This window comes from Aliirhizobium cellulosilyticum, assembly GCF_014198105.1.
GTDB lineage: Bacteria > Pseudomonadota > Alphaproteobacteria > Rhizobiales > Rhizobiaceae > Neorhizobium > Neorhizobium cellulosilyticum.
In genome coordinates, this window is sequence record NZ_JACIGW010000003.1 from 469,012 (window position 1) to 495,129 (window position 26,118).

28 protein-coding genes and 1 pseudogene are annotated in these 26,118 nt (G+C 58.7%); 15 read left to right on the forward strand and 14 right to left on the reverse strand.

Features of this window, described 5'->3' with window-relative positions; all coding sequences use genetic code 11:
• Positions 1-81: 81 nt before the first annotated feature.
• Genes GGE33_RS16580 through GGE33_RS16600 form a run of 5 tightly spaced genes read right to left on the reverse strand, consistent with a single transcriptional unit; the run spans position 82 to position 3,555 of the window.
• Positions 82-927 carry a transporter substrate-binding domain-containing protein gene (locus GGE33_RS16580; RefSeq protein WP_183825180.1) on the reverse strand — a complete coding sequence of 282 codons (846 nt, stop codon included), beginning with the start codon at positions 925-927 and terminating at the stop codon, positions 82-84.
• A gap of 41 nt (positions 928-968) precedes the next feature.
• Positions 969-1,619 carry an amino acid ABC transporter permease gene (locus tag GGE33_RS16585; protein ID WP_183825183.1) on the reverse strand — a complete coding sequence of 217 codons (651 nt, stop codon included), beginning with the start codon at positions 1,617-1,619 and terminating at the stop codon, positions 969-971.
• A 9-nt stretch (positions 1,620-1,628) separates the two neighbouring features.
• Positions 1,629-2,297 carry an amino acid ABC transporter permease gene (locus GGE33_RS16590; RefSeq protein WP_183825186.1) on the reverse strand — a complete coding sequence of 223 codons (669 nt, stop codon included), beginning with the start codon at positions 2,295-2,297 and terminating at the stop codon, positions 1,629-1,631.
• Between the two features lie 10 nt (positions 2,298-2,307).
• Complete coding sequence (locus GGE33_RS16595; RefSeq protein WP_183825189.1) at positions 2,308-3,063, reverse strand: amino acid ABC transporter ATP-binding protein; 756 nt, start codon at positions 3,061-3,063, stop codon at positions 2,308-2,310.
• Positions 3,064-3,081: 18 nt separating this feature from the next.
• A complete protein-coding gene (locus GGE33_RS16600) occupies positions 3,082-3,555 on the reverse strand; it encodes a RidA family protein (RefSeq protein ID WP_183825192.1) in 474 nt (157 codons plus the stop codon).
• 437 nt (positions 3,556-3,992) lie between these two features.
• Between GGE33_RS16600 and GGE33_RS16605 the strand changes: the two genes are divergently transcribed.
• Positions 3,993-4,745 (forward strand): FadR/GntR family transcriptional regulator, encoded by a 753-nt coding sequence (locus tag GGE33_RS16605; protein ID WP_148144567.1) that lies wholly within the window; start codon positions 3,993-3,995, stop codon positions 4,743-4,745.
• Between the two features lie 162 nt (positions 4,746-4,907).
• On the opposite strand, the gene GGE33_RS16610 is transcribed toward GGE33_RS16605, so the two are convergent.
• Positions 4,908-5,108, reverse strand: coding sequence for a hypothetical protein (locus tag GGE33_RS16610; RefSeq protein WP_183825194.1), 201 nt, complete (start codon positions 5,106-5,108; stop codon positions 4,908-4,910).
• A gap of 23 nt (positions 5,109-5,131) precedes the next feature.
• Complete coding sequence (locus GGE33_RS27390) at positions 5,132-5,362, reverse strand: hypothetical protein (protein WP_210303698.1); 231 nt, start codon at positions 5,360-5,362, stop codon at positions 5,132-5,134.
• On the opposite strand from GGE33_RS27390, the gene hutC reads away from it, so the two are divergent.
• From hutC to GGE33_RS16670, 12 genes are all read left to right on the forward strand, one after another.
• Complete coding sequence (gene hutC / locus GGE33_RS16615) at positions 5,258-5,962, forward strand: histidine utilization transcriptional repressor HutC (RefSeq protein WP_210303743.1); 705 nt, start codon at positions 5,258-5,260, stop codon at positions 5,960-5,962. The genes GGE33_RS27390 and hutC overlap by 105 nt on opposite strands.
• Before the next feature lie 164 nt (positions 5,963-6,126).
• Entirely contained in the window at positions 6,127-7,755 is a 1,629-nt protein-coding gene (locus GGE33_RS16620; RefSeq protein ID WP_183825197.1) for a TIGR04028 family ABC transporter substrate-binding protein, read from the forward strand.
• Between the two features lie 79 nt (positions 7,756-7,834).
• Positions 7,835-8,779: an ABC transporter permease gene (locus tag GGE33_RS16625; RefSeq protein ID WP_183825201.1), complete on the forward strand. Its 945-nt coding sequence runs from the start codon at positions 7,835-7,837 to the stop codon at positions 8,777-8,779.
• Positions 8,776-9,666 (forward strand): ABC transporter permease, encoded by an 891-nt coding sequence (locus tag GGE33_RS16630; protein WP_183825205.1) that lies wholly within the window; start codon positions 8,776-8,778, stop codon positions 9,664-9,666. Before GGE33_RS16625 ends, GGE33_RS16630 begins: the two co-directional genes overlap by 4 nt.
• On the forward strand, positions 9,663-11,315 hold the full coding sequence (locus GGE33_RS16635) for a dipeptide ABC transporter ATP-binding protein (RefSeq protein WP_183825208.1): 1,653 nt from the start codon (positions 9,663-9,665) through the stop codon (positions 11,313-11,315). The genes GGE33_RS16630 and GGE33_RS16635 overlap by 4 nt, the downstream gene beginning before the upstream one ends.
• Complete coding sequence (locus tag GGE33_RS16640; protein WP_183825211.1) at positions 11,312-12,349, forward strand: putative FMN-dependent luciferase-like monooxygenase; 1,038 nt, start codon at positions 11,312-11,314, stop codon at positions 12,347-12,349. The genes GGE33_RS16635 and GGE33_RS16640 overlap by 4 nt, the downstream gene beginning before the upstream one ends.
• 25 nt (positions 12,350-12,374) lie before the next feature.
• The gene (locus GGE33_RS16645) at positions 12,375-12,971 is read left to right on the forward strand and encodes a CMD domain protein (RefSeq protein WP_183825214.1); all 597 of its coding nucleotides are present in this window, start codon (positions 12,375-12,377) and stop codon (positions 12,969-12,971) included.
• 13 nt (positions 12,972-12,984) lie between these two features.
• Positions 12,985-13,587 (forward strand): alkylhydroperoxidase domain protein, encoded by a 603-nt coding sequence (locus GGE33_RS16650; protein ID WP_183825217.1) that lies wholly within the window; start codon positions 12,985-12,987, stop codon positions 13,585-13,587.
• Positions 13,588-13,694: 107 nt separating this feature from the next.
• On the forward strand, positions 13,695-14,303 hold the full coding sequence (locus tag GGE33_RS16655) for a J domain-containing protein (protein ID WP_183825220.1): 609 nt from the start codon (positions 13,695-13,697) through the stop codon (positions 14,301-14,303).
• A 146-nt stretch (positions 14,304-14,449) separates the two neighbouring features.
• Entirely contained in the window at positions 14,450-14,653 is a 204-nt protein-coding gene (locus GGE33_RS16660) for a cold-shock protein (protein ID WP_112456227.1), read from the forward strand.
• A gap of 272 nt (positions 14,654-14,925) precedes the next feature.
• A complete protein-coding gene (locus GGE33_RS16665; RefSeq protein ID WP_183825223.1) occupies positions 14,926-15,534 on the forward strand; it encodes a DUF2026 family protein in 609 nt (202 codons plus the stop codon).
• A gap of 163 nt (positions 15,535-15,697) precedes the next feature.
• Positions 15,698-16,960, forward strand: a complete 1,263-nt coding sequence (locus GGE33_RS16670; protein WP_183825226.1) for a glycerate kinase type-2 family protein — start codon at positions 15,698-15,700, stop codon at positions 16,958-16,960.
• A 4-nt stretch (positions 16,961-16,964) separates the two neighbouring features.
• Here GGE33_RS16670 and GGE33_RS16675 read toward each other — a convergent pair whose 3' ends face one another.
• Positions 16,965-17,870: a S1C family serine protease gene (locus tag GGE33_RS16675; RefSeq protein ID WP_183825229.1), complete on the reverse strand. Its 906-nt coding sequence runs from the start codon at positions 17,868-17,870 to the stop codon at positions 16,965-16,967.
• 945 nt (positions 17,871-18,815) lie between these two features.
• Between GGE33_RS16675 and GGE33_RS28020 the strand changes: the two are divergent.
• Positions 18,816-18,953, forward strand: a pseudogene (locus GGE33_RS28020) (FAD-dependent oxidoreductase); the annotation flags it as partial.
• Between the two features lie 33 nt (positions 18,954-18,986).
• The gene (locus GGE33_RS16680; protein ID WP_246436160.1) at positions 18,987-20,402 is read left to right on the forward strand and encodes a GMC oxidoreductase; all 1,416 of its coding nucleotides are present in this window, start codon (positions 18,987-18,989) and stop codon (positions 20,400-20,402) included.
• A gap of 100 nt (positions 20,403-20,502) precedes the next feature.
• Here GGE33_RS16680 and GGE33_RS16685 read toward each other — a convergent pair whose 3' ends face one another.
• The 6 genes from GGE33_RS16685 to GGE33_RS16710 form a co-directional block, all read right to left on the reverse strand.
• Positions 20,503-21,417, reverse strand: coding sequence for a TIM barrel protein (locus GGE33_RS16685; RefSeq protein ID WP_183825235.1), 915 nt, complete (start codon positions 21,415-21,417; stop codon positions 20,503-20,505).
• A gap of 15 nt (positions 21,418-21,432) precedes the next feature.
• Positions 21,433-22,197 carry a glycerophosphodiester phosphodiesterase family protein gene (locus GGE33_RS16690; protein WP_183825238.1) on the reverse strand — a complete coding sequence of 255 codons (765 nt, stop codon included), beginning with the start codon at positions 22,195-22,197 and terminating at the stop codon, positions 21,433-21,435.
• A gap of 29 nt (positions 22,198-22,226) precedes the next feature.
• A complete protein-coding gene (locus GGE33_RS16695) occupies positions 22,227-23,108 on the reverse strand; it encodes an ABC transporter permease (protein WP_183825241.1) in 882 nt (293 codons plus the stop codon).
• Between the two features lie 12 nt (positions 23,109-23,120).
• Complete coding sequence (locus GGE33_RS16700) at positions 23,121-24,047, reverse strand: ABC transporter permease (RefSeq protein ID WP_148144552.1); 927 nt, start codon at positions 24,045-24,047, stop codon at positions 23,121-23,123.
• Between the two features lie 14 nt (positions 24,048-24,061).
• Positions 24,062-24,988, reverse strand: a complete 927-nt coding sequence (locus GGE33_RS16705; RefSeq protein WP_183825660.1) for an ABC transporter ATP-binding protein — start codon at positions 24,986-24,988, stop codon at positions 24,062-24,064.
• Positions 24,989-25,059: 71 nt separating this feature from the next.
• Positions 25,060-26,070, reverse strand: coding sequence for an ABC transporter ATP-binding protein (locus GGE33_RS16710; RefSeq protein WP_183825244.1), 1,011 nt, complete (start codon positions 26,068-26,070; stop codon positions 25,060-25,062).
• Positions 26,071-26,118: the final 48 nt, after the last annotated feature.

The following is a 26,118-nucleotide window of genomic DNA, read 5'->3' on the forward strand; positions in this document are numbered from 1 at the left end:
AGGCGGGGGCCAAGAGCTCTTCAGTTGTTGATGTTTTCTGTCCGGCGCGACGGCCTTCAGCGGTCGCGCTGGATCGGGATGTTACTGCTTGCCTGTAAAGTCGACGCCCGGCAGCGTGGTCGGGAGTTTTGCGCGATCGACGCCGATCCACTTCTTGTAGAGCGCGTCGAGCGTGCCGTCAGCGGTGTGACGGGTCACGAAATCGGTGAGGAAGGCGAGCATTTCCTGGTCGCCCTTGCGAACTGCCATGCCCTGAAAGTTGTCGGCAACCTTGTACTTGCGCTCGAACTGCGCGTCATAACCCGCCTGCTTTATGACGAGGCCATAAGTAATGCTGCCGACGATAGCGTCGACCTGGTCGGACAGCAGCGACTGAACCGTCGTCGCGTCATCGTCGAAACGCTTGATCTGCGTATTCGGCGGGGCAACCTTGACGAGAAGCGGATCGAAGGCGCTGCCGCGGTTGACGCCAATCACGTATTTGCCGAGATCTTCATTGGCCTTGATGGCCGCATCCTTCTTGCCCCAGACGGTGATGTCGTTCGACGAGTAGGGAATGACATACTGGATGACCTTGGCGCGCTCCTCGGTGATCGTCATCGACGGCACGAGGAAATCGACATTGCCGTTGACCAGCAGGGGAATGCGGTTCTGGCCGGTGATGCGCTCGAACTTCACCTCGACGCCGAGTTCCTTGCCGATCAGCTTGGCGATCTCGATGTCAAACCCGTCGTTCTGGCCCTTGGGATCGATGAAGCCCCAGGGAAACTGGTCCATCTGCACACCGATCGTGGCAGTACCCTTGGCCTTGATCTCTTCCGGCGTCACAGCAAAAGCCGTTGTGGCAAAGGAGGTCGCGGCCAGAAGCACGGCGGCGAACCCGCCCATGACTTTCGAACGCGAAAGGGTCAATGCTGTATTGAACATGTGGTCACCTCTGGTTGGTTTCTTTTTCATGCGTTCTTGTTTTACCGAGCGGCGTTGAGGCGCCTTTCGATCCTTGCGCTGCAATAGGTCAGGGGTACGCAGATGATGAAGTAGATCAGTGCGACCGCTCCATAGACCTGCAGCGGCTGAAAGGTGATGTTGGCCATCAGCTGCCCGGATCGGGTAAGCTCGGTCAGGCCAAGCAGGGCGGCGAGCGCCGTGCCCTTGATCAGGTTGACGAGGAAGCTGATGGTCGCCGGCAGGCCGATGCGGAAGGCTTGCGGCAGGACGACATCGATCATCCGATGCATGTAGCCGATGCCGAGCGCTCGCGCCGCTTCGCTTTGACCATCCGGCACCGCCTGGATGCTGCCGCGCCAGATTTCGCCGAGAAAGGCGCTCGTGTGCAAGGACAGGCCGATCGTCAGCGCCACCCAGATATCCACTTTGAGCCCCAGAAGCGGCAGGCCGAAATAGACGAAGAAAAGCTGGATCAGCAGCGGAGTGCCCTGGAAAATCTGGATATAGGTCGCCATCAGGATGCGCAGCCAGGCCCATTTGCTGGTTCGCCCGAGTGCCACGGCAAGCCCGAGCGCGCCGCCCAGGGTGAAGGCAAGCAGCGACAAGACAACCGTCCAGCGTGCGCCTTCGAGCAGAAAGAGGAACTCACCCCAACCGAATTGACGGATCATCTCGCTGCCTCACTTTGCCGGATAGGAGAAATAGACCCGGCCGATCACGCCGAGAGCGATGGAGAAGAACTGCGACAGCGCCAGGTAGATGACGCCGAGCGTGAGATAGATCTCGAAGCTGCGGAATGTCTGGGCATCGAGCGTCTGGGCGAAATAGGTCAGTTCTTCCGCGGAAACCGATGACATTAGGCTGGAGTTCAACATCATGAGGATGAACTGGCTGCACAGAGCCGGATAGACAGCGCGGATCGCCGGGCGAAACACGATGAAGCGGTAGATGTCGACCGCATGCATGCCGAGCGCCCTACCCGCCTCGATCTGGCCGGGGCGGATAGACTGGACGCCGCCGCGGACGATCTCGGCCGCATAGGCCGCACAGTTGAGCGTCATTGCAAGGATTGCGGCCTGTTCGCCGCTCAGGCGAATGCCGATCGCCGGCATGCCGAAGAAGACGAAGAACACCTGCACGAGGATCGGCGTGTTGCGGATCATCTCGATGTAGCCGACGGCGATTGCTTTCAGCGCCGGCTTCTTGCTCATCCGCATCATCATGAAGACGATGCCGAGCGACAGGCCGAAGATCATCGATAGCGACGACATCTTCAGAGTACCGATCACGCCATCGACCAGCGACGGCCAGGCGGTAAAAACGGGGGCGAAGTCGAATGTGTAATTCATCACCCGCCCCTCAGTGATTGAGGATCTGGCTGAGGAAGGTCTTGGTGCGCTCATGGCTCGGATTGCTGAAGAACACATCCGGCTTGGCGCTTTCAATGATCTCTCCGCGATCCATGAAGATGACGCGATGCGCCACGGCGCGGGCGAAGCCCATTTCATGCGTCACGCAGATCATCGTGATGCCATCGTCTGCAAGCGAGATCATCGTGTCGAGCACTTCCTTGACCATTTCCGGATCGAGCGCCGAGGTCGGCTCGTCGAACAGCATGATCTGTGGATCCATGCAAAGCGCCCTAGCGATTGCGACGCGCTGCTGCTGGCCACCGGAGAGCTGAGCGGGATATTTCTGTGCCTGCTCGGCAATATGCACCCGTTCCAGATGGCGCATCGCCTGGTCCTTTGCCTCTGCTGCGGAAGCCTTGCGGACGCGGCGCTGCGCCAGCATGCAGTTCTGCAATACCGTCAAATGCGGGAAGAGATTGAACTGCTGGAACACCATGCCGACATCGCGGCGGATGTGGTCGGCATTGGAGCCCTTCTGGCTGAGCGTCGTGCCGTTGACGGCGATGCTGCCTTCCTGGATTTCCTCCAGATGGTTGATGCAGCGGATCAGCGTCGACTTACCGGATCCGGATGGGCCGCAAAGCACGATATGCTCGCCGCGCCCGACTTCGAGGTTGATCCCCTTCAGCACCTGCAGGTGGCCGTACCACTTGTTAACGCCGCTCATGGAGATGGCTTTTTCCGAAATGCTGGTCTCGTTCATGGCCAGTTCCCCTTTTTGTCAGGCTTCAGGTGCGATTTCGAAGATCGCATCGACTTCGACGGATGATCCGCGCGGCAGCGAACCGGCACCGAGTGCCGTGCGTACATGGCGACCCTTGTCGCCAAAGATCTCGACGAGAAGATCGGACGCACCATCGATGACTGCGGGATGTCCCTTGAAGTTCGCGGGTGCATTGACGAAACCGCGCAACTGGACGCAGGCGACAACGCGATCCAAATCTCCCTCCAGCGCTGCATTGACCCGCGCCAGGATGTTCAGCGCGCAAAGCCGGGCAGCCTTGTAGCCATCCTCTGGTGGAATATCCCTGCCGACGACACCGACATAATGCTCGACGCCATCGATCCGCGGTATCTGACCTGATACGAAGAGAAGGCTTCCAACGATGCGATGCGAGATGTAATTCCCAGAGGCTGGCGCGATCGTAGGCAATACGATACCGAGCTCTGAGAGGCGTGCGGAGACGACACCCATAGCGACTTTCCATCCGATTTTTAAAGATGCGCCAGAAGCGCAACCATGTTCCCGGAGCAGGTCGTCATAGGCTTGATGGCCTTGGCTGATCGCCTGCTCACTTCTTATGGGTTGAGATTATTGAAATACTATCTCTTGTCAATAAGAAAATTAGTGATGCTATCACTTGATGAATTAAGGCGATTTATTAAATTTAACTATCTGATTTATAGGTATTTAAATGTGATAGTACGACATTAAGATTGCATCATTTAAAGCATTTCTAGGATTCTTTTTCACCGCTATCGCAGGGATCGCAACACACAGAAAAATCCAGTGTGCGCACTCTATCAAACAAAAGATGTATTAAAGAGATAGCATCACTACGATAGGTCGTGCTACCTTGCTGCTTATCAAGACATGCGCAGACCGCCAGCGCTTCACAAGACGGGTGATTTTTGGACACTTTGACGGGCCGAACCATACAGGCACTGAAAACGCATATCAGCGACAACCAGCTTTCGGCCGGCATAAAGCTCGGCTCGCTCAACGAGCTGTCACAGCAATTCGGAGTGAGCAGAACCGTTATCCGAGAGGCGGTCTCGGCGCTGCGTTCTGAAGGTGTCGTCGAAGCACGGCATGGCGTCGGCGTGTTTGTCCGCGATATCCCACGTGCCGGCGCCGAAGACCCGGGCACATTCGATGCCGATGTCGCCCTCGCCCCTTTATCGCGGCTCAAAACATCCTTCATGGATCTTCTCGAACTCAGGATGGCATTCGAGGTGCATGCGGCAGGCCTCGCCGCTGTCCGGCGCTCTTGGGCGCAGGAATCGAACATATGGAATGCCGCGCGTCAGTTCGAGGCTTCATTGGATGACGAGGCGGCACTCGATCATCTCGATTTCGTCTTCCACCGCTCCATTGCGGAAGCGACCAACAACGGCGCCTTCATCGAATTCTTCAGCCTCATGAGCCTGCAGATCCTGCCACAGCCCGCTTTTTCCAAAGAGCTGAACCCTGCGCTCATAACGTCTGACTACGTGCAGAACACCGTTGTCGAACACCGCGCAATTTGCGAGGCGATCAGCACCGGAAGCCCGGAAAAGGCGCGTGAGGCCATGCGGGCGCACTTGAACCGAAGCCATCTGCGCTATCGCGGCTTTGCGGATGGCGGCGCATCGCCGCTCAGCAATGTGGCAAGAGATGACTGAGAAGCCGCAATTGCAAAAATACTGCACTGGAGCTGATGTTGTTTAGAAAACTGAGACATCCCGAGCGGCAGGATAATACGGCGCAGCAACCAAAACTTCGCTGTCCAACCTATACGGCAACAGGCCAAGAAATTTCCTCAGAAGAAATCCGCATCCGAGCGCTTATCTAAAAGCGAAGCGGCGCAGATAGGCTGACCTTAACCCGCCGGCAGCGGCAATGTGCTCGGGTGAGATTTTCTCGCCCATTACCTCAATGGCTCCGATGACCTTATAGGCCACCGGGATCACTTGCTCATCTTCGACTGTCAACGAGAGCGCGTTGACCGAATGGTGAAACAGTAGTGTGTCGTAATGGTCTTCCAATGCCTATACCTGCGGAGAAGGCGCTAGATCCAAAGCCGCCCGAACCGAAACTGTTGGGAGCGCAGATAAGCGGCGATTGACGGGCTCGGCGTGAAGTGTAGACCTGCATCGACACTGCCCAACCGGAGACCGCCCGCATTTCCAAAACCCTGACCCTTCACCGCAAGATCCTGGCGGATATCGAGGAAAAGATCGTTTCCGGCACCTGGCCGCCCGGCCACCGGATCCCTTTCGAGGTCGATCTTGCCGCGCATTACGACGTCTCGCGGATGACTGTGAACAAGGTGATGGGCCAGCTGGCGCAGGCGGGCCTGATCGAGCGCCGGAAGAAAGGCGGAAGTTTCGTCTCCCAGCCCAAGGCGCAATCGGCCGTGCTGGAGATCCACGATATTGCCGACGAGGTGCGCTCCCTCAATCTTGAATATTCCTATCAGCGGTTGTCAATCACCCGCCGCAAGGCGATCGGGGAAGAGCTGGCATGGTTTGCGACCGGCACGCCCGGCGACGTCCTCTTCGTCACCTGCCTGCATCTTGCCGCCGGCCAGCCGTTCTGCCTCGAAGAGCGGGCAATCAATCTTGCCACCGTACCGGCAGCACTTGAAAACGATTTTGCCTCGGTCGCACCCGGTCCCTGGCTCTCTTCGCAAATTCCCTGGATCACCGCCCAGCACCGCATCCAGGCCGTGCCTGCCGACCGCAAGGAACACAAGCTCCTCAATCTCACCCCGAAAAATGCCTGCATCGTCATCGAGCGCCGCACCTGGAATACATCGGGAGCGGTGACCTGGGTGCGCATGACCTATCCCGGCAATCGCCACGTCGTCACCGCGGATTTTCGTCCGGCGTCCGCCTGAGTGAATGTAACGCAGCGGCAGCAAGACCGGAATGCGATTGTTCCAACAGCCTCCAGACAGCAAAGAAACTTCCGCGCTTGCCTTCAAAATAGAATAGCAAATCCATAGAAATCTGAAGCAACTGGATAGGCTCATGGTCATCGATCAACCGCGAGACCGGACCTATGACGCGCTATCGGAAACTTCTTTCTCTCAGCCTCGGACTGCTGGCTGCCACGACACTTGCAACGGCCAGCCTCGCGGCAGACGCGCCGGTCAAGGGCGGCACGCTCGTCTATCTTGAGCAGCAAGCCCACACCAATCTCTACCCGCCGGCCGGCGGCTTTTACCCTAACGGTGGTATTCTTAACCAGATCACCGACAAGCTGACCTACCAGAACCCCAAGACGCTGGAGATCGAACCCTGGCTGGCAGAATCCTGGACGGTCAACGACAACGCCACCGAATACACGTTCAAGCTCCGTCCCGGCGTCACCTTCTCCGATGGCACACCGGTTGATGCCGCAGCCGTCGCGAAGAACTTCGACACCTACGGCCTCGGCAACAAGGAGTTGAAACAGCCGGTTTCCGAAGTGGTCAACAATTACGAGCGTAGCGAAGTCATCGATCCGCTGACGGTAAAGTTCACCTTCAAGAAGCCCTCTCCCGGCTTCCTGCAGGGCACATCGGTGATCGGCTCCGGCATTGTCTCACTGTCGACCCTGGCGCTCCCCTTCGAACAGCTTGGCGATGCGACGAAGATCATCGGCTCCGGCCCCTTCGTGGTCAATGCCGAGACGCTGGGCAAGTCGCTCGATCTGAAGGTTCGCGAGGACTATAACTGGGGACCGGCAAAGCTCGAACATCAGGGCCGGGCATATCTCGACGAGATCAATTACATCATCACCGCCGAAGACAGCGTGCGCATCGGCGCCCTTCTCGCCGGTCAGGCGGATTTCATTCGCCAGATCCAGGCCTATGACGAAGGCCAGGTCGAGGCGCAAAGCTTCACCATCTATGCGCCCGGCACGCGTGGCGTGAACAACTCGATCGTCTTCCGCCCGGATAACCCACTGGTCGCGGATATTAAGGTGCGCAAGGCACTGTCGCTTGCGGTCAACCGCGACGAGATCCTTTCGACGATCTTCTCGAAGAACTACCCGAAGGCAACCTCGATCATCGCATCGACCGCCATCGGTTATGTGCCGCAGGAAGACAAGCTCGGCTATGATCCGGAAAAGGCGGAAGCGCTGCTCGACGAAGCCGGCTACAAGCTCGGTGCAGACGGCATCCGCGCCAATGATGGCCAGAAGCTCGTCCTGACTTCCTATGAATCGCTGCCACAGCCGCAGAGCCGTGCGGTTCTGCAGCTGATTGCACAGCAATGGTCGAAACTCGGCGTCAAGCTGAACGTTTTGGCCGGTGACGCCGGCAGCAAAGTGGTTGACGAACTCGACCCGCTGAAAACGCCGGTCGCCGTCGCCATGGTCGGCCGTGCAGATCCGGACGTGATCAAGAGCCAGTATTATCCGACAAACCGCAACGTGCTGGTGCAGAAGGGCGGCGTCAGCGACAAGGTAAAGACCTTCTCCGACGACAAGCTGAACGCCATCCTGAACGAAATCGCGTCGCAGCCGGATCGCGAAAAGCGCCTGAAGGCGGTGGCGGATGCGCAGGCCTATGTTCTCGATCAGGCCTATGCCGTTCCGATTTTCGAGGAGCCGCAGGCCTTCGCTGGAGCACCCTATGTCAAGGGCGTCGCCTTCGAAGCGGTCGGCCGTCCGGCATTCTACAGCACCTGGCTCGACAAGTAAGCGCAACAACCAACAGGCCTCCCAAGCCGCACGGATGGCAGCCTTAAGGCTGCCATCCACCCTTTGCTGGAGATATGAAATGACGCGATATGTCATAGGACGGATCGGCCAGGCGCTGCTCGTTCTCTGGGCGGCCTTCACGCTGTCCTTCATCCTGCTGCAGGCCATGCCCGGCGATGCGGTGCTGATCAAGTTCCTCAATCCGGAATTCGGCCTGAGCGCCGATCAGGTCGCGGAAATCCGCGCCGCCTATGCAGTGGATTCCAGCGTGGTCGTGCAATACGGGCACACACTCGTCAATTTCCTGCAAGGCGATTTTGGTTATTCGCTGCAGGCGGGCGTTCCGGTCTCGGCCCAGCTTGCCACCAACCTGCCACCGACATTGAAGCTTGCCGGCCTCGGCTTTCTTGCCGCGACCCTGCTTGCCGTCTTCATCGCCTTTCTCTCCTCGATGGCGCCTTTCGCGTGGCTGAGAAACGCCATCCAGTCGCTGCCGTCGCTGTTTATTTCGGTCCCGGTCTTCTGGCTGGCGATCATGCTGATACAGATTTTTTCCTTCCGCTTCCGGCTGGTATCGGTCATCAATCCCGGCCCGTGGGAAAGCCTCATCCTGCCGGTCGCAACGCTTGCCGTTCCGATCGCAGCGCCGCTGGCGCAAATCCTTATCCGCAATATCGATGAAATCCGCACTCGTCCGTTCGTATCTGTCGCCCGCGCCAAGGGCGCCAGCGAGACGCGGCTGCTCTGGCGGCATGTCGCCCGCAACGCCATCCTTCCGACGCTGACGATCGCCGGCGTGCTGTTCGGCGAACTGATTGCCGGCGCGGTTGTCACCGAAACCGTTTTCGGCCTCAACGGTATCGGCGGACTGACCGAAAAAGCGGTCGGCAATCAGGATCTATCGGTACTTCAGGCGGTCGTCGTCATCTCCGCTGCCGCTTTCGTCACCATCAATCTGGCGGTCGATCTTGCCTATCCGCTGCTCGACCCGCGCCTCAGAAACGGACAGGGAGCTGCAGCATGACCAGCCTCGACACTTTCGTTCACCTCACTCCAACGGTGGCTGCCGAAACCGCGAGCCGCCCCGGCAATCGTCGCGACGTGCTGAGCGTCCTGCGCAACTTCCCTTACAGCCTCGCGCTTGCCTGGCTGGTGCTTGCCCTTGTTCTTCTGTGGGCAACCGTGCCTTGGGTATTTACCAGCTATGATCCGCTGCAGGGCACGCCCGGCGGCCAGCTCAAGGCGCCCTCGGCCCTGCATATTCTGGGCACGGATTCGCTTGGCCGCGACCTCTTTGCCCGCATCGTCTACGGCGCTGTTCATTCGCTCTCGGGAGCCATTGCTGCCGTCGGCGTCGGGCTTGTCGTCGGCAGCGGGCTCGGCCTGATCGCAGGTTCGGTCCGCGGACGTGTCGATGAAGTCCTGATGCGGCTGGTCGATGTGCTCCTGTCGATCCCGACCCTGCTGCTGTCGCTCAGCATCATCATCCTGCTCGGCTTCGGCACGCTCAATGCGGCAATCGCGGTCGGCGCGACGGCAATTGCCGGCTTTGCCCGCCTCATGCGGTCGGAAGTCGTGCGCGTGCGCAATGCCGAATTCGTCGAGGCGGCCTTCGGAAGCGGCGGCACGTTCGGCAAGGTTCTGTGGCGGCATATCTTGCCCAATTCGCTAACCTCGGTCGTCGCGTATACCGCTGTCCAGTTTGGCTGGGCGATCCTACAGATCTCAACCCTCGGCTTCCTTGGTTACGGCGCACCGCCGCCGACGCCGGAATGGGGCCTGCTGATCGCCGAAGGCCGCAACTACCTCGCCACCGCCTGGTGGCTGACCGCCGCCCCCGGCCTGATCGTCGTCGCCGTCGTTCTGTCGGCCAACCGCATCAGCCAGTCCATTGGAAGGAGCACGCGATGAGCACATCCCCAAATCCTGTACTCGACGTTCGTGACCTCCATATTTCCTACAGCCAGGGCGATGAGCGCCCGACGGTCGTGCATGGCGTCTCCTTCACTGTCGAGCCGGGCGAAGTCGTGGCTCTGGTCGGCGAAAGCGGATCCGGCAAGACTTCGACCGCACAGGCCGTCATCGGCCTGCTTGCAGAGAACGGTCGGGTCGAAAGCGGTTCCATTCTCCTCAATGGCGAGGATATCAGCCGCTGGAGCGCAAGGCGCCTGCGATCGATCCGCGGCGCAGTCGTCAGCCTCGTTCCGCAGGATCCGGGCAGTTCGCTCAATCCTGTCCTCACCATCGGCGCGCAGGTGCGCGAGATACTCCAGATTCACGGACGGCTCGACCGCCGCACAGCAGATCGCAAGGTCATCGAGCTTCTCGCCAATGTCGGCCTCTCCCAGCCGGAGCTACGGATACATCAATATCCGCACGAGCTCTCCGGTGGCATGAAGCAGCGCGTGCTGATCGCCATTGCCATCGCTCTGCGTCCAGCCCTGATCATCGCCGACGAGCCGACATCGGCACTCGATGTCACCGTACAGCGCCGTATCCTCGACCTGATCGATGATCTGCGCCGCGAACACGGCACCTCGGTCCTGCTTGTCACCCATGATCTCGGCGTTGCCGCGGACCGGTCGGACCGGCTCATCGTGCTGCAGGGCGGGCGTATTCAGGAACAGGGCAAGACCGCAGACGTGCTGGCCTCGCCGCAAAGCGCCTATACCCGCAAGCTGCTTTCCGATGCACCATCGCTTTCTGTCGCCAAGCCGCGTCCGCCGGTGGAACCGGGTCGGCCGGCCGCACTGACGGTCACCAATCTGGTTCAGGATTTTTCGCTGCCGACAGGCAAGAGTTTTCGCGCCGTCGATAACATTTCCTTCAGTGTCGCGCGTGGCACGACCCATGCCGTGGTTGGCGAAAGCGGCTCGGGCAAGACCACGACGATCCGCTCGATCGCCGGTTTTCAGAAACCGACATCCGGCGAAATCCGCCTCGGCGATCTCGATGTAGCAAGCCTGCGTTCCGAAGCACTGCGGCAGTTCCGGCGCAAGGTGCAGCTCGTCTACCAGAACCCTTGGGCGTCGCTCGATCCGCGCCAGACGGCGCAGGCGATCGTCGAAGAACCGCTGCTAAATTTCGATCCGTTGCCACGGGCCGAGCGTGAAGCCCGCGTCCGTGCCATCATTGAACGCGTCGGCCTGCCCGCCACAGTCCTTTCCCGTCTGCCGCACGCCCTTTCCGGAGGCCAGCGCCAGCGTGTGGCAATCGCCCGCGCGTTGGTTCTGGAGCCGGAAGTCGTGGTGCTTGACGAAGCTGTCTCTGCACTCGACGTGACCGTGCAGGCGCAGATTCTTGAACTGCTGGCCGAACTACAGCGGGATCTCGGCCTTACCTATGTCTTCGTCTCCCATGATCTCGCGGTCGTACGCCAGATCGCCGACACGGTTTCTGTCCTGCACAATGGCAGGCAGGTCGATTACGGCACCGTTGACGAGGTCTTCTCCTCAACCTCGACCGCATACACGCGCGAACTCATCGAAGCCATTCCCGGACAGAAATTTCCACGCGCCGAGATATCGCGCCAGCCTATAAAAACAGGACTTTTATCATGACCAGCAAGATTGCCCCCAAACGTCTCGGCTTTTTCACCCGTCTACTCGACGATGTTCCGGCCGGCGAACGTTATCGGCTGGCGGCGGAGCAGATCATCCATGCCGAAGAAAACGGTTTCGACAGCGCCTGGATCGCGCAGCACCATTTTCACGCGGAAGAAGGCGGGCTTCCCTCCCCCGCGGTCTTCCTTTCGCATGTCGCTGCCCGCACATCGACCATCCGCCTCGGTACCGGCGTGATCACGCTGCCGATGGAGAATGCGCTGCGCGTGGCCGAAGATACAGCCGTGCTCGATCTGCTGTCAGGCGGACGGTTGGAGGTAGGCTTCGGCACCGGCGGCACGAAGGAATCCTTCGAGGCCTTCGGCATCGACGCTGACCGTCGTGGGGAGGTCTATGCCGAAAACCTCGCCGTGGTTCGCGATGCCTGGGCCGGAAAGGTTCTGCATGGCGGCAACCGCCTTTATCCCGATGCCCCGCATCTGCTCGATCGGGTCTGGCTCGCCACCTTCTCCGCCAATGGCGCACGCCTCGCGGGACTTAGCGGCGATGGCCTGATGCTGTCGAGAACCCAGCCCCGCCCGGCCGACAATCCCGATGCGACGCTGGACGATATCCAGAACCCGATCATCGACGCCTATCTTGCCGGCCTGCCTCAGGGCCGCGCACCGCGCATTCTCGGCTCGCGCAGCCTGTTCGTCGCCGACGATCGCAAGCGAGCGCTCGCCTTTGCCGAAACCGGCCTTCGCCGTGTCGCCGATCGTTTCGCTGCTGCCGGTCACCGGATTGAAGGAGACAGGCTCGAAGATCTGATCAAGGCGCTCGACAGCCATGTCGGCACGCCGGACGATGTTATCGCATCGCTGAAGAAGGACACGGCCCTTGCACGCGCGACGGACATCGTTTTCCAGGTCCATTCCATAGACCCGCCTCATGCAGAAATCCTGCGCTCGATCGAACTGATCGCTGCAGAAGTCGCGCCGGCCCTGGGCTGGACGCGGTCTTCAGCGCCGCAGCTCGTTGCCGCCCAGTAATAGCCGATAATCGAAAGAGACATTCATGACCGATACGATCGACGTTATCGACCACCTCGTCGGGATCACGCCGGGCGCACCTGCCGACGCGCTGCGTAGCCGGCGCCCGATCACCAAGGAGCACGCACAGAAAAGCTGGACGGCTCTTTTCGAACCCGTAGATGAAAGCCAGGCATCTCTTGTCGAGCGTTTTGCCGTCGCAGTCTTTGTTGCAGTCCTGCATGGCGACAAAAGCATCAAGGAATTCTACGGGACAAAACTGGCAGGGCTCGAAAACGGTACGGTCATTCTCGCGACCGTGAAGGCTCTGGCCGAGCTCAATGCGGCGAAAGGCCCTTATGGTCAGTATCCCGAAGGGCCTTTGAGCGCGGAAAACACCGATGGGCCGGCTCTTGATATCGGCCCCACCGATCGCGCCATCCTCGGGGATCGGCTCTCCGCAGCGCTCGAACACGCCTATTTGCTGACATACCACCCTCGCGACGCCAGCCCCGCGGAACTGCAAAAACTGCTTTCAGCCGGATGGAGCACGACGGGCGTGGTCACACTATCCCAGCTCGTCTCCTTCCTCGCCTTCCAGATCCGCGTCGTCGCCGGCCTTCGGGTCCTGGCTGCGGCCTAACGGAGAACCTTCCATGTCTGATACCGTTATCGAACCCACCGTCGAAAACCCGCCGGTCGCCTTCACCCAGGACAAGATCGGCTGGACCGCCTGGCTTCAGCCGCTGGCAGAGAGCGAACTCACCGATCGCCATTACGAGGCGCTGGTCGACAAGGCGCGCGCCAAGTCTGCCTATTTCGCGCTTCTGGTCCGCGATCCGGATATTCTCGAAGCCCGCACCAAGACAGACAACGATATCTTCTACAACACCAAGGACGGCCTGCCGCGTGCGGAACGCGAACTTGCAGCCACTGCCGCATCAAGGCTGAATGGCTGCATTCTCTGCGCCTCGGTTCATTCGCGCTTTGCCTCGCAATATTCAAAGCGTGAAGCGGATGTGCAGAAGCTGCTGGACGAAGGAGTGGGTGCCGATCTTGGCGAACGCTGGAACGCAATCATCTCGGCCTCCGTTGCGCTCAGCACCACGCCGCCCAGCTTCACTGCAGATCACGCAAAGCGTCTGCGTGAAGCCGGATTGTCAGACGAAGAAATTTCCGACGTCGTTCATGGCGCCGCGTTCTTCAACTGGGCAAACAGGCTGATGCTCTCGATCGGCGAGCCGACCCCTGCGGGCTGACCATATCCGAACACATTCGCAACACTCGAGCTGTTGATCACGGATCAATGGCGTCGGCATGGTAGACCATTCTTGCCATGCCGACCTGTTGTCGTCATATACGGGCCATGACGTCTGATTCAAAAATTTTCGTAAGCCTGAAGTCCACTAAGAAGCGGGCTGCCAAGCCTGCTGAACCCGTTGGCCCCAAGTGTCAGTGGGATGGTTGCGACAAGGTCGCTCCGCATCGCGCGCCTGTCGGCGGCGCGGCGGATGGGTTGTATCTGTCCTTCTGTATCGAGCATGTGAAGGAATACAACAAGGGTTATAACTACTCCCCGGCCCTCTCCACGCCTGAAGTTGCCCGTTACCAAAAGGAAGCTGCGGCAGGCAGCCGGGTAACATCCGGCACGGCCTTTACCGAGGCGAAAGAGGCTCCGCTTCCTTCCACCGCCCGGTCCGGCTCGGCCAAGTCGATCAACGCCCGCAAGTCCGCGGCGCAGCGCCTGCTTGAGAAACGACAAACTCAAGCGCGCAAGCTGAAGGTCCTCGAAGCAAAAGCTTTCGAGGTGCTCGGACTTTCTGAGGATGCGACGCCTGAGGAAATCAGAACCCGTTACAAGGAACGTCTGAAGATGCACCATCCTGATGCAAATCAGGGCAATCGCAATTCAGAAGACCTGCTTCGAGCGTCAATCGAGGCACATAAAATCCTGAAGCTGAACGGATTTTGCTAGAGGTAGCGTTCAAACGGTTTACCTGAGCACCCAGTTCGGGATATGTAACGATTAAGCGTCTTGCGGCGTGGTATCTGTATGGCGAGGCTTTCAGCGTCGCCATATAAAATGGTGGGGCGAGTTCCCCAAGTGAACAGGGATTTCTGATGGCGACCGGCACAGTTAAATTTTTCAACCAAGACAAGGGCTTCGGCTTTATCACGCCTGAAAATGGCGGCGCGGACGTGTTCGTGCATATTTCGGCAGTAGCCTACGGCGCCGCTCTGCGTGACGGCCAGAAGGTCAGCTACGAACTGGGCCAGGATCGCAAGACCGGCAAGTCGAAGGCTGAGAACGTCAACCCGCTGTAAGCGGCTTCCTTGACGGAATAGATGATGTCGCGTGCAAAAACGCGGCATCATTTCCGAAGGCGGGTTCAGATATTCAGCTCCCGGTGAGCTTAAGAACGTCGACCTTCCGCTGATTGGGCGAATACATTTCCCGTCAGCTGTGTCGTAGATGATGTCTGCACACAACGAACACTGCGGCGCCTGAGGGCCTGAGTGTCTTATTTCCCAAAAGAATTCGATTGTCGGGCGATACGCTATCAGCCCCCGAATTAGCAGATTTGAAGGGCCACGGAATGCTGATCAAGCAGAGCGACTATCATCGAATCTACAGGGTCATCAACAGCCTTCTTGTTAATGAAAATGCTGACCCCGCAACAGCTTCCATGTATTTCAGCACATTCGGAGCCTTTATCCTAAAACAGCACTATAAGCTGGATGCGACACCGAAGGGTGGTTTGGCGGCCTATAATCTTGGCGGAACCGTCATCCTTTTTGCCGATCACCGCGAGGACGGTTTTGTAACCGGAGCCGGTGAAAACTTTCATTGCTGGGTGGAAGCGGATGGCTGGGCAATCGATTTCATGGCGCCTGCATTTTCCGAAAGCGCAAAAGAACTCTCGGTTTCCTCCAGGATGTTTCAACGTCCGATGTCCGATATGGCGATCTCGATCAATCAGATCGAAAAGTCGGGCGACTTCTTCTATCTGTCGGAACCTGAAGCAACTGCCCGGCGCTTCGCCGAATGGCGCAAACACGCGATGATCGGAGATCTCGCTACGATTGCTGCAAAATGGTTTCGCAAATCGCCGAGACAAATTCCGTCATCCATTTCGATTGAGGGGCAGCATGGGGCGATCAAGGAAGTTCCGCTTGTCGGCCACAGTCTCGTTGGGACATGGTGACAGAGCCTCGGAGAAGAGGATGCCCCATTTCCTACCTTGGCAGACCGGGAGCTCACTGTTTCCCATAAACACATTCAGCTTCATCGATGAAAGCAAGGAAAAGTGCGATTGACGCGTGCTGACCACCATGGTCAGAACAGTTCGCCCAAGGCGAGGAAATGATATGATCGGTGAACGCCAACTGCTGAAGATGCTGTTCGATGCCGCTGTAAAGGCCGCTGATCCTCTTAACGGAATTCGCAAGCATCTACCTAATCCACCCGCGAACGCTCGCACAGTCGTGATCGGTGCAGGCAAGGGAGCCGCACAGATGGCCGCGGCGCTGGAGACCGTCTGGAATGGCCCTCCGCTCAGCGGCCTGGTCGTCACGCGATACGGTTATGGCTGCGAGACAAAGAGTATCGAGATCATCGAAGCTGCCCACCCGGTACCGGATGAGGCAGGACTTACGGCAAGCCGCCGGCTGATCGAGACTATTTCAGGCCTCTCGGAAGGTGATCTGGTCATAGCGCTTGTCTGCGGTGGTGGGTCCGCCTTGCTTCCGTCACCTCCGGAAGGGCTGACGCTTCAGGACGAGATTGCCCTGAACGAGGTGCTGCTAGCCTCCGGCGCACCCATTTCGGCCATGAACGTGGTGCGCAAGCACGTCTCGACAATCAAGGGGGGCCGGTTGGCGGCAGCGACGAAGGCACGTGTCGTCAGCCTGATCGTCTCGGATATACCAGGCGACAATCCAGCCTTCGTCGCCTCCGGCCCGACCGTACCTGATGACAGCACGCGCCATGAGGCTCTGGCAATTATAGAACAATATCGAATGAACCTGCCGTCGGCCATCATTGCCCATCTGAATTCGCAGGCCGCCGACGCGCCGATGCCGCAAGAGCCACATTTTGCGAAAAACGAACACTACATCATTGCCTCTGCCGGCGTCTCGCTTCGCGCTGCAGCGGATCTCGCCCGCAGCAATGGCGTCGAAGCGCATATCCTCTCGGATTCCATTGAAGGAGAGGCACGCGATGTCGCCCTCGTTCATGCTGCCATCGCCCGAGAAGTTGCCTTGAAAGACCAGCCATTTGCCAAGCCGACCGTGCTGCTCTCCGGTGGAGAGACAACCGTAACCATCCGCTCGAAAGGCGGCAGAGGCGGACGGAACGGTGAATTCGCCCTATCTTTTGCTTTGGCAATTGGCGGCACCGGGATCGTGGCGCTTGCCGCCGACACGGACGGGATCGATGGTTCGGAAGATAATGCCGGCGCCTTTGTTGATGGCACGACTGCACAACGCCTGCTGCATGCCGGAACCGACGGCCGCGCTCTGCTCGAGCGCAACGACAGCTATTCAGGCTTCGTTGCAATCGGCGACCTGTTCGAAACCGGACCAACAGGAACAAATGTCAATGATTTCAGGGCTATCCTGATACGCTAGACTATTATTGCAACGACGGCTTTATCAAGAAGTCGTTTCTGTCTGCAGATTTCACTCTGAGCCAGGCTTCACGTCCGTCACGAAGTATGCGCATAGGAATTTCGGCGCCCGGTGAGCCGCTCTCCCAAACTTTCCGATAGAAGTCCGCCAATCCATCGACTTCGCCGTCCCGGATTTCGGAAATGACATCGCCGCTCCGCAAACCCGCCTTGGCGGCCGGCCCGTTTTCCGTAACGCTCATGACCACGACTTCGCCATTGGTCTCAGCCGAATATGCCCCAAGCCAGGGTCTTGGCGGTTTATTGATTATTCCCTGGCTCAGGACGTCATCGAGTATAGGCTTCAGCAGATTGATGGGGACCGCCATATTGATGTCGGCGATCTCACCGCCCTTGCTCATCTGTAATCGCAGTGATCCCAGCCCGACGAGCTTGCCTTCACTGTCGATCAAAGCAGCTCCCCCCCACGACGGATGGGCAGGCGTGATAAAGATCGCTTCCTCCAGCAAGTATTCCCAATAACCGGCGAATTCCTGTTTTGCGACTATATGCCCCCGCACATATTGTCCCTCACCGTCGGCAAAGACGATAGCATCTTCGATAGATGCCTCATCTGAATCACCGATGGGAAGCGCCGGCAGTTCGAGTGGCGCAAGCGCCTGAACCAAACCGAAACCGCTTTCCTGATCATAGGCCGTAACATAAGCCGGCACGACGCGACCGTCGTAACGTGTCAACCAGACTTCCGTTGCCTCTGTAATCAGGTAACCGATTGTAAGCACCAAGCCGTTTTCGCGGATCACCACGCCGCTACCTTCCCGGCGCGTGCCGAGCGTGCCAGCCGTGAAGGCCTTTTCCGGAACGGAGGCACGGACAGCAACGAGCGACCGCAAGGTTTTTTCGAAATCCATTGTGCAAATCCTCAAAACAAGCCGGGGAGGATCCCGGAAGATATTGCCGTATCATGATAAATTTCGCGCACGAGAAGCGTAAGCTAACCAGCATCGGACGTCCAGGCGAGCAATTTGTTCCATGAGATACGCCCGAGTGTTCCTTACCATTTACTGGTCGGTATAGCGTCTGCCTGGCAATCCGTCTGGAGCATATGCAAACCCGGCATTCAACCAGGATATCGAAGCCTGCAGATTATCTGCAGATTAAGGATATACTGATCGATACCTTTGAAAGCAGTATCCTCAATGACTTGGGGAGGTGTCCAATCCTTATCACCTTTGACGCTGCTATGCCCAAGCTCTGCAAGACGGAGCTCTATAAGGCCCGCTCTAAGGCCCTCCCGGATGCGCTGAACCTGCAACTGTCTTTCAATGCAAGCGCTGCTGCTTGACCAAAAATATTCGGCGGCATTGCCGGGGCCGGCCAGGGCCAGTGAACAGGCGAGAAATGCGGAGAGCTCCGGCCGGACTTTCATGTTTGCACCGCGGCGAATCCGCAGGTTTTTCTTATGGTGACACCCATGTTTGACATTGATGCTCCTCTGCGAGAATGCAGAAAACCGATTTGGATCGGGATAAAACAAAATTCAAGAAGAGTCTCGATTAATCTTGCGTTTCTTACGCCTTCGATCCATCATATATTCGAATAAGTCGATCTTAAACTCTGCAATATCATATAAAAACAAGAATTTAACTTAAATAAAACACACGTTACGTTGCTTGCCATGAATACATAGACACATCTCTTCTGTTAAATCAGATCCGATGTTTCTTCTGGGACAGTCAATCGAAATCAGAAGGCCGCAAGGCAGGCCTTCGACCATGTAACGAGGCGATATCGGTCATGTTGGGCGCACTATCGGCGCATGAACAATATGACTGACCAGTGACGGGGGTATCTTCATGCTGTCCAGCCGCGACGTCCTGAATAGCGGGTTCGATGTATGCGTTGTCGGCGCCGGCCCTGTCGGTGTCTGTATTGCAATTACTCTCAGCCAGGCCGGCGTTCGAACACTCCTTCTCGAACGTGGTGCACGGAATGCAATACCGCCCAAGAGACGGGAAGGAGTGCGATTGGATGATACTGTTCCTCACGCACCCGATCACGATACGCTGGCATTTGGCCTGGGAGGCACTTCAAGCAGATGGGGAGGGCGATGCGTCGAACTCGACGACATTGATTTCGAGCATCGCGACTATCTTGGCGAGGATGCACGCTGGCCAATCAGTCATAGCGAACTTGAGCCGCATTACATGGAAGCGGCGAAACTCATGAAGGCGCCTCGCCCGCACAATACGCCGCTGGCAAACGAAGCATTTCTGGAATCGATGGAAAGCTGGGCTTTTCCTCGAAACACTGCGACAGCAAATCGCTCTGCTCTTCTGTCCTCGAAATCTCTGCACATTCTTCTCGACGCCCAACTGATCAAATTGAATTTTGATAGTGCAACGGGCAGGGCGACCTCGGCGGCCATTCGATGCGACAAGCAATTGGGTACGGTTCGCGCGAACCACTTCGTTCTGGCATGTGGAGGCAGAGAGAATTCGCGTCTCCTGCTGAACCTGCAGGCCCAATTTCCAGATCTGTTTGCCGGCAAGGAAGGGCCGCTCGGGCGTTATTACATGGGGCATCTGACGGGCCAGATTGCTCAAATCCGGTTTCAGTCAGAGGCAATCGCAGAGCAGTTTTTCTTCAGGCGGCAGCAGGATGGTCGCTTCACGCGCAGACGCCTGCAGCCATCTCCACAGACCCAACGAAATCTAGGCGTACTGAACACGGTAATGTGGCCACACAATTCAGACGTAGGCAAACTACCTCCGCGTCAGCCGTTGGCTTCCGCCGTATTCCTGCGAGAAGTGCTGCAGGGCAAACGCAGTGCATCCCGCCAGGACTGCATTACGCATGGAATGTACCTGATGCGGCATCCAATCAACGGTCTGGCTTCGATTTCCAAGGTTGCGCATGAAAGATATTTTTACGGACTGCCGCACCTTCAGATGCGTGACGTCCATAACGAATACAGCCTGACCTATCATGCAGAGCAGGCGCCGCGCAGGCAAAGCCGTGTTGGCTTGATCAAAGATGCCGACCGGGATGGTCAATTCGGGATAAGCACCGAATTCAGTTACTGCCCGGAGGATTATCAATCCGTGCTGAAGATACATCATAGTTTTGACGAGTGGTTGAGGGCAACGGGCCTCGGTTCACTTCGTTTCCTGGAAGGTGACCTCGAAGAAATGGTGATATCGCAGGCTCATGACGGTTATCATCAGATCGGACTGACGCGAATGGGCACTAACCGTCGGGAGGGTGTCGTTGATGCCGACTGCCGTGCCTTCGACATCGATAACCTCTTCGTTGCAGGCAGCTCGGTTTTCCCGACTTCGGGACAAGCCAATCCGACATTTCCTGCTGTCGCTTTCGGGATTCGACTGGCTCATCATCTCGTGCAGATCGTCGGTCGTGTCCAACCGGCAAGGACTGCCTGAGCGCAAAGCGTGATGCAATCAATCCGCAGCCGCGACGAGATTGCAAATGGCCTTGCCTTTTGCGGACATGGATCCGCGAAAGGAAGGCCATTTCAAAGTTTTACTCAGCGGCAATCTTCGGCTGACTGGCGTTGAGAGCCATCAGCCGTTTTGCACGTTCAAGGCTTTCGGGCTGTTCCGCATGGTAACGGCGGCCGATTTCCATCATCAGCACGGTACCCGGCAGGAAGCTGAGTTCTGAAAAGATATCTTCCCAATCAATATCACCCCAACCGAGCGGCATATGCAAATCGCCGATACCGAGCGCGGTGTTTTCCTGAACATGGAAGGGCTTGTAGAAAGCCTGTGGGCGGCCAAACGAGTCATGGACATGCAGATGGCCGGCTACCGATGCCATGGCCCGCAGTTCTTCGCGGAAATTCAGGCCGCGATAGGTGGATTCGAGATAGGCGTGGCTGAAGTCGATCAGTGCCACGAGGTTGGGATGATTGACCGCCTTGACCGTTTCAGCAACCTGCGTCGGTGTCTGGCGATATTGGCCAAGCTCGGTGGTGAAGATGTTCTCGAACGCGATGCGAACGCCATAGGGCCTGCAGAATTCGGCAAGCTCGAACAGTGCTTCACGCTCTCTTCTGTCAGCTTCAGCGCGTTCCGCCAACTGGTCGGCACGCAGATTGCCGCCGTGCTGGACGAGGATGCGCGCGCCGATCCGGTCGCAGACCTGAGCCAATGCCTTGGCGGCATCGATCTGGTACCGGCAGGTGTCGGGATCCATGAAATTGGAGGAAACGAGGCCGTGTACGGTATAGCGGAAATCGAACTGCTTGGTGATCGCGACCAGTCGCTCGGCGCGCTCCTCGATGATGCGGCCGCCGGAAATCAGATCGAGGCTGGTGAGGCCCAATTCGACCGTATCGACGCCGATCCCAGCCAGGACCCGCAGTTCCTCTTCAAGGCTTGCCAGTTCCCCGTTGACGGAGCCGGCGTTGAAGCCAGTGCCTATAATATTGCCCATGGTTGATCTTCCTCTTCAGGCAGGTTCGGATTGCGATTGGATTTTTCCGCGTAGGGTCAACGCGAGATCGGGACTGTCGGAAGTCAGGTGACCGATGCCGCGTTCCAGCCACGGCCGTATCAGCGCCTCTTCATTCAGCGTCCAGACACAGAGACGATCGAGCGGCAGCTTGGAGGTGATGAGGTCCCACTCGGCTGCCATCAGTTCGTGATGAATGGCGACGATATCGACGAGGCCATCGACATTATCGATGAAGCTTGAAAGGCCGCCCTGTTTGGCTGCCCATTCCGCATTGACCGATACGAGGCGCTCGACCTTCGGCGCCACGCGGCGGCATTCCTCCAGCACCGACACATCGAACGAGGTCAGGTGGCAGCGATGAGCGAGGCCGAAGCGTTCGATCTCGGCGACCACCTTTTCGGTGATGCCGGGATAGGGCTTCTTTGCCTCATCGGACTTGATCTCGACATGCAGCTGACGCTCGCCGGCATCGACCAGGATGGCCAGCACTTCGGCAAGCGTCGGCACCGTATCCGTCGTGGCCTCAAGATACGTCTCGGTGCGCGACTGCGCCGTCAGATGACGTACGAGGCCGGACTTGTCTGTGGTGCGCTCCAGCGTCGCGTCATGGATGACGACCAGTTCGCCAGCATCAGTCAGATGCACGTCGAATTCGATCGCGTCAACGCCAAGCGCCAGCACGTTGCGAAAGCCGGTCAGTGAGTTTTCCGGCCACAGATTACGGGCGCCGCGGTGGCCGGTGATCTTGGTTCTGGTCATGAGAAATTCCTTGGATGAAACGGAAGAGATTATCGAAGTGTCGGATCTAGCTTGTCGCGCAGCCAGTCGCCGACCAGCGAGATTGAGAGGGTCGTCATCATGATGACGAAGGCGGGGGCAAGCATGATCCATGGCGCACGCGTGAGATATTCGCGGCCAAAGCCCACCATGTTGCCGAGGCTGGTTTCCGGCGGCTGAACGCCGAGCCCGAGGAAGGAAAGCCCGCTTTCCATCAAGATGATTTCCGGAAAAGTCAGCGTCATCGAGACGATCAGCGTCGAGGCGACGTTGGGCAGGATGTGCTTCATGTAGACACGGGTCGGCGTCGCACCGAGCTGCACGACTGCCGCGGCATATCCTTGCGCGCTTGCCGAGATCGCCAGACCGCGGGCAATGCGGGCGTAACGCTCCCAGCCGTAGAAACCCATCAGGCCGATCAGAAGCGGCATGGACGAACCGAAGAAGGCCAGAACCGCAAGCGACATGATGAGAAACGGTAGAGCCGCCTGGAAATCGGCTAGGACCAGAACGAGATGTTCGACCGCACCGCGGAACTTTGCGGCGGCAAAACCAAGTGCCGTGCCGAAGACAGCCGAGATGATGGTTGCGCCGAAGGCAATGGCGAGCGACACGCGGATCGACTGGATGAGGCGGGACAAGACATCTCGCCCGAGCTCATCGGTTCCCAGAAGATGCGCCGGGGTGCCGGGCAGCGACAGACGCGCACGTAAATCCATGGCGGTAATGCCATAGGGACGGATCAGGTCGGCGAAGAAGGCGACGAGCACCATGGCAACGAGCCATGCGATCCCGAAACCGACGGAGAAAGGCAGTTTGCGCACCTGCTTGATGAAGCGGATGAAGAAGGACAGTTCGGAGGCCGGCTGACGGGATGTATCGACGATGGTCATGTCCGTCTCTCCTTAATGGGCGCTTTGGGCACGAAGCCGCGGGTCGAGCCAGCCATAGAGCAGGTCGACGATCAGGTTGGACACGACCATGGTGGCGGCGATCATCAGGAGGATGCACTGGACGACTGCAAGATCGCGGTTGGTGACCGAGACGACCAGAAGGCGGCCGATGCCGGGCCAGGAGAAGATCGATTCCACCACGACCGCACCGGCGATCAGCGAGCCGACCATGAAGCCGACAATGGTGACGATCGGCACGGCGGCATTGGGAAGCGCATGACGCCAGACGACATCCTGCCATGCCATGCCCTTGGCCGAGGCCGTGCGGATATAGGGCTGGCTCATCACTTCGATCATCGCGCTGCGCGAGAAGCGGGCGAGGATGCCTATGCCACCGATGCTCATCGTCAGCGTCGGGAGAATGCCGTGCTGCCAGGTGTCCTGACCGCCGGAGGGGAGCAGGCCGAGCGTGATCGAGAAGATCAGCACCAAAAGCAGGCCCATGACGAAGGACGGAATGGTGAAGCCGAAGATGGCGGCCAGGATGACGCCGCGATCGACGGCGCTCTGACGATGCAGCGCGGCATAGACGCCGGCCGGAATGCCGATCACGACCTTGAGGAACAGCGCCGGAATGGTGAGCTGCAGGGTGGCGGGAATGCGATCGATGACTAGCTGCATGGCAGACGCCTTGTCGCGCATGGATACGCCGAAATCGCCGGTAAAGATCGCCTTGATATAGGCGAGATACTGGATCCACAGCGGCTGATCGAGACCCCAGGCCTTGCGGAAGGCATCGACGGATTCCTGCGGCACGTCAGGCCCGAGCATGACCTGCGCCGGATCACCGGACATGCGCAGCACCACGAAGGCGAAGGTCAACACCGCCAGAATGGTAATCATCGCGCGGAGAAGACGGATGGAGGCAAAACGCAACATGTCTCTGGCGCTCCTTATGCAGCAGCAGGCTGATCGGCGCCGACCACCAGATGGCAGGCGGCAGTGCGGCCATCTGCAACCTGACGGAGCTGAGGCACGCTTGTGCGGCAGATATCGGTCGCCAGCGGACAGCGAGGATGAAAGGCACATCCGGACGGACGATTGGCCGGGTTCGGCGGTTCGCCCTGCAGGATCACGCGCCCTTTGAGAGGTTTGCCCGGCACCGGCACGCTGGACACCAGAGCCTTGGTATAGGGATGCAGCGGTGCTGAGAAAATGACATCGGAGGAGGCTTCTTCGACGATCCGCCCCAGATACATGACCGCAACCCGGTCAGCCATGTTGCGCACCACCTTCAGGTCATGGCTGATGAACACCATGGCGATGCCGTTCTTTTCCTGCAGGTCGCGCAGCATGTTGACGACCTGCGCCTGGATCGACACATCCAGCGCCGAAACCGGTTCGTCGCAGACGAGAAGTTTCGGGCGTGATGCGAGTGCGCGGGCAATGACAACGCGCTGGCGCTGTCCGCCGGAAAGCTCATGCGGATAACGATCCGACTGATCGGGACGCAGGCCTACGGCGGTCATCAGTTCGGCCACGCGGGTCGCACGATGTTCCTTCGGCACCAGCTTGTGGATCGCAAGCGGCTCACCGATCTGCTCTGCTATCGTCAGCCGCCGATCGAGAGCCGCGAGCGGGTCCTGATAGACAAGCTGCATCCTGGCCCGTAACGCGCGCCATTCCGGCGTGCCGAGCTTCGGCATCGGTTTGCCTTCAAAGAAGGTCTCACCTCCCTGCGACGGGTCGATGCCGAGCAACATGCGCCCGAGCGTCGACTTGCCTGAACCGGACTCGCCTACCACGCCAAGCGTTTCGCCCGGCATGACAGTGAGATTGATGCCATCAACGGCGCGCACCGGCGTCGCCTTGCCGAACATGCCCTGGCGAACCTCATAGGTCCTGACCAGATCTCTCGCCTCAATCAGAGGAGCATTCGCAGAATGAGAAGTCACGATACGGCCTCCGCAACGCGGCTTGCCGCAACAGTCGCCAGATCGGAGGACTGGCTGACCGGGTGAAAACAGGAAAGAAGGCGGCCATCATCCATCGGAGAGAGATCAGGCCTGCGGCTGCGACAGTCTATGGCAGCATGCGAGCATCGCGGCGAGAAGGCACAGCCTTCCGGCAGATCCCGCGGATGGGGAACGGTGCCCGGAATGGGGATCAGCCGTTCGCGCGGACCATCAAGCCGTGGAATGGCATCGAACAGGCCACGCGTATAGGGATGGCGCGGATTGTCGAACAGTGCCTCGATCGTGCCCTGTTCGACGATGCGGCCGGCATACATGACGCAGGCGCGTTCGCAGACCTGGGAAACGGCACCGAGATCATGGCTGATGAAGATCGTCGCCATACCGGTTTCGGCGCGAAGCTCGATCAGAAGGTCAAGAATCTGCGCCTGAATAGTCGCGTCGAGTGCCGTTGTCGGCTCATCAGCCACCAGCAGGTCAGGTTCGCCGGCAAGCGCCATGGCGATCATCAGGCGCTGACACTGGCCGCCGGAAAATTCATGCGGAAAAAGATCGAAACGCCGGCGTGCATCGGGGATACCGACCATGTCCATCAGGCGCAGGGCTTCGGCCTTTGCCGCCTGGCCGGTCAAGGCACGGTGAAGGACGAGCGCTTCGGTAATCTGACGGCCGATCTTCAGAACGGGATTGAGCGAGCTGGATGGATCCTGAAAGATCATCGCGATCCGTTTGCCTCGCACACTTTCGAGTACGCTGCGCGGAGTGCCGAGGATCTCCTGTCCGTCGACGCGCACCGAACCGGAAACCGTTGCCTTGCCCGGGAGCAGACCGAGTGCTGCAAGCCATGTGACCGACTTGCCGCAACCGGATTCGCCGACAAGGCCTATCGCCTCGCCACGGCGGACCGTGAGATCGATGCCGTGCAGCACCTGGACACCGTCGAAAGCAACCTTCAGGTCGCGCAGTTCCACGAGGTTGTTGGAAACCATCGGAGCTCATCTCCATTTCAGCAATAGAAGACGCCGGCCGCTGGGGGC

What these genes read in the sequence shown, in the direction of transcription:
- GGE33_RS16580 (WP_183825180.1), bottom strand. Translation starts at nt 927, where the DNA reads ATGTTCAATACAGCATTGACCCTTTCGCGTTCGAAAGTCATGGGCGGG.
- GGE33_RS16585 (WP_183825183.1), bottom strand. Translation starts at nt 1,619, where the DNA reads ATGATCCGTCAATTCGGTTGGGGTGAGTTCCTCTTTCTGCTCGAAGGC.
- GGE33_RS16590 (WP_183825186.1), bottom strand. Translation starts at nt 2,297, where the DNA reads ATGAATTACACATTCGACTTCGCCCCCGTTTTTACCGCCTGGCCGTCG.
- GGE33_RS16595 (WP_183825189.1), bottom strand. Translation starts at nt 3,063, where the DNA reads ATGAACGAGACCAGCATTTCGGAAAAAGCCATCTCCATGAGCGGCGTT.
- GGE33_RS16600 (WP_183825192.1), bottom strand. Translation starts at nt 3,555, where the DNA reads ATGGGTGTCGTCTCCGCACGCCTCTCAGAGCTCGGTATCGTATTGCCT.
- GGE33_RS27390 (WP_210303698.1), bottom strand. Translation starts at nt 5,362, where the DNA reads ATGCGCGGCAAGATCGACCTCGAAAGGGATCCGGTGGCCGGGCGGCCA.
- GGE33_RS16620 (WP_183825197.1), top strand. Translation starts at nt 6,127, where the DNA reads ATGACGCGCTATCGGAAACTTCTTTCTCTCAGCCTCGGACTGCTGGCT.
- GGE33_RS16625 (WP_183825201.1), top strand. Translation starts at nt 7,835, where the DNA reads ATGACGCGATATGTCATAGGACGGATCGGCCAGGCGCTGCTCGTTCTC.
- GGE33_RS16630 (WP_183825205.1), top strand. Translation starts at nt 8,776, where the DNA reads ATGACCAGCCTCGACACTTTCGTTCACCTCACTCCAACGGTGGCTGCC.
- GGE33_RS16635 (WP_183825208.1), top strand. Translation starts at nt 9,663, where the DNA reads ATGAGCACATCCCCAAATCCTGTACTCGACGTTCGTGACCTCCATATT.
- GGE33_RS16640 (WP_183825211.1), top strand. Translation starts at nt 11,312, where the DNA reads ATGACCAGCAAGATTGCCCCCAAACGTCTCGGCTTTTTCACCCGTCTA.
- GGE33_RS16645 (WP_183825214.1), top strand. Translation starts at nt 12,375, where the DNA reads ATGACCGATACGATCGACGTTATCGACCACCTCGTCGGGATCACGCCG.
- GGE33_RS16650 (WP_183825217.1), top strand. Translation starts at nt 12,985, where the DNA reads ATGTCTGATACCGTTATCGAACCCACCGTCGAAAACCCGCCGGTCGCC.
- GGE33_RS16655 (WP_183825220.1), top strand. Translation starts at nt 13,695, where the DNA reads ATGACGTCTGATTCAAAAATTTTCGTAAGCCTGAAGTCCACTAAGAAG.
- GGE33_RS16660 (WP_112456227.1), top strand. Translation starts at nt 14,450, where the DNA reads ATGGCGACCGGCACAGTTAAATTTTTCAACCAAGACAAGGGCTTCGGC.
- GGE33_RS16665 (WP_183825223.1), top strand. Translation starts at nt 14,926, where the DNA reads ATGCTGATCAAGCAGAGCGACTATCATCGAATCTACAGGGTCATCAAC.
- GGE33_RS16670 (WP_183825226.1), top strand. Translation starts at nt 15,698, where the DNA reads ATGATCGGTGAACGCCAACTGCTGAAGATGCTGTTCGATGCCGCTGTA.
- GGE33_RS16675 (WP_183825229.1), bottom strand. Translation starts at nt 17,870, where the DNA reads ATGGATTTCGAAAAAACCTTGCGGTCGCTCGTTGCTGTCCGTGCCTCC.
- GGE33_RS16685 (WP_183825235.1), bottom strand. Translation starts at nt 21,417, where the DNA reads ATGGGCAATATTATAGGCACTGGCTTCAACGCCGGCTCCGTCAACGGG.
- GGE33_RS16690 (WP_183825238.1), bottom strand. Translation starts at nt 22,197, where the DNA reads ATGACCAGAACCAAGATCACCGGCCACCGCGGCGCCCGTAATCTGTGG.
- GGE33_RS16695 (WP_183825241.1), bottom strand. Translation starts at nt 23,108, where the DNA reads ATGACCATCGTCGATACATCCCGTCAGCCGGCCTCCGAACTGTCCTTC.
- GGE33_RS16700 (WP_148144552.1), bottom strand. Translation starts at nt 24,047, where the DNA reads ATGTTGCGTTTTGCCTCCATCCGTCTTCTCCGCGCGATGATTACCATT.
- GGE33_RS16705 (WP_183825660.1), bottom strand. Translation starts at nt 24,988, where the DNA reads ATGTTCGGCAAGGCGACGCCGGTGCGCGCCGTTGATGGCATCAATCTC.
- GGE33_RS16710 (WP_183825244.1), bottom strand. Translation starts at nt 26,070, where the DNA reads ATGGTTTCCAACAACCTCGTGGAACTGCGCGACCTGAAGGTTGCTTTC.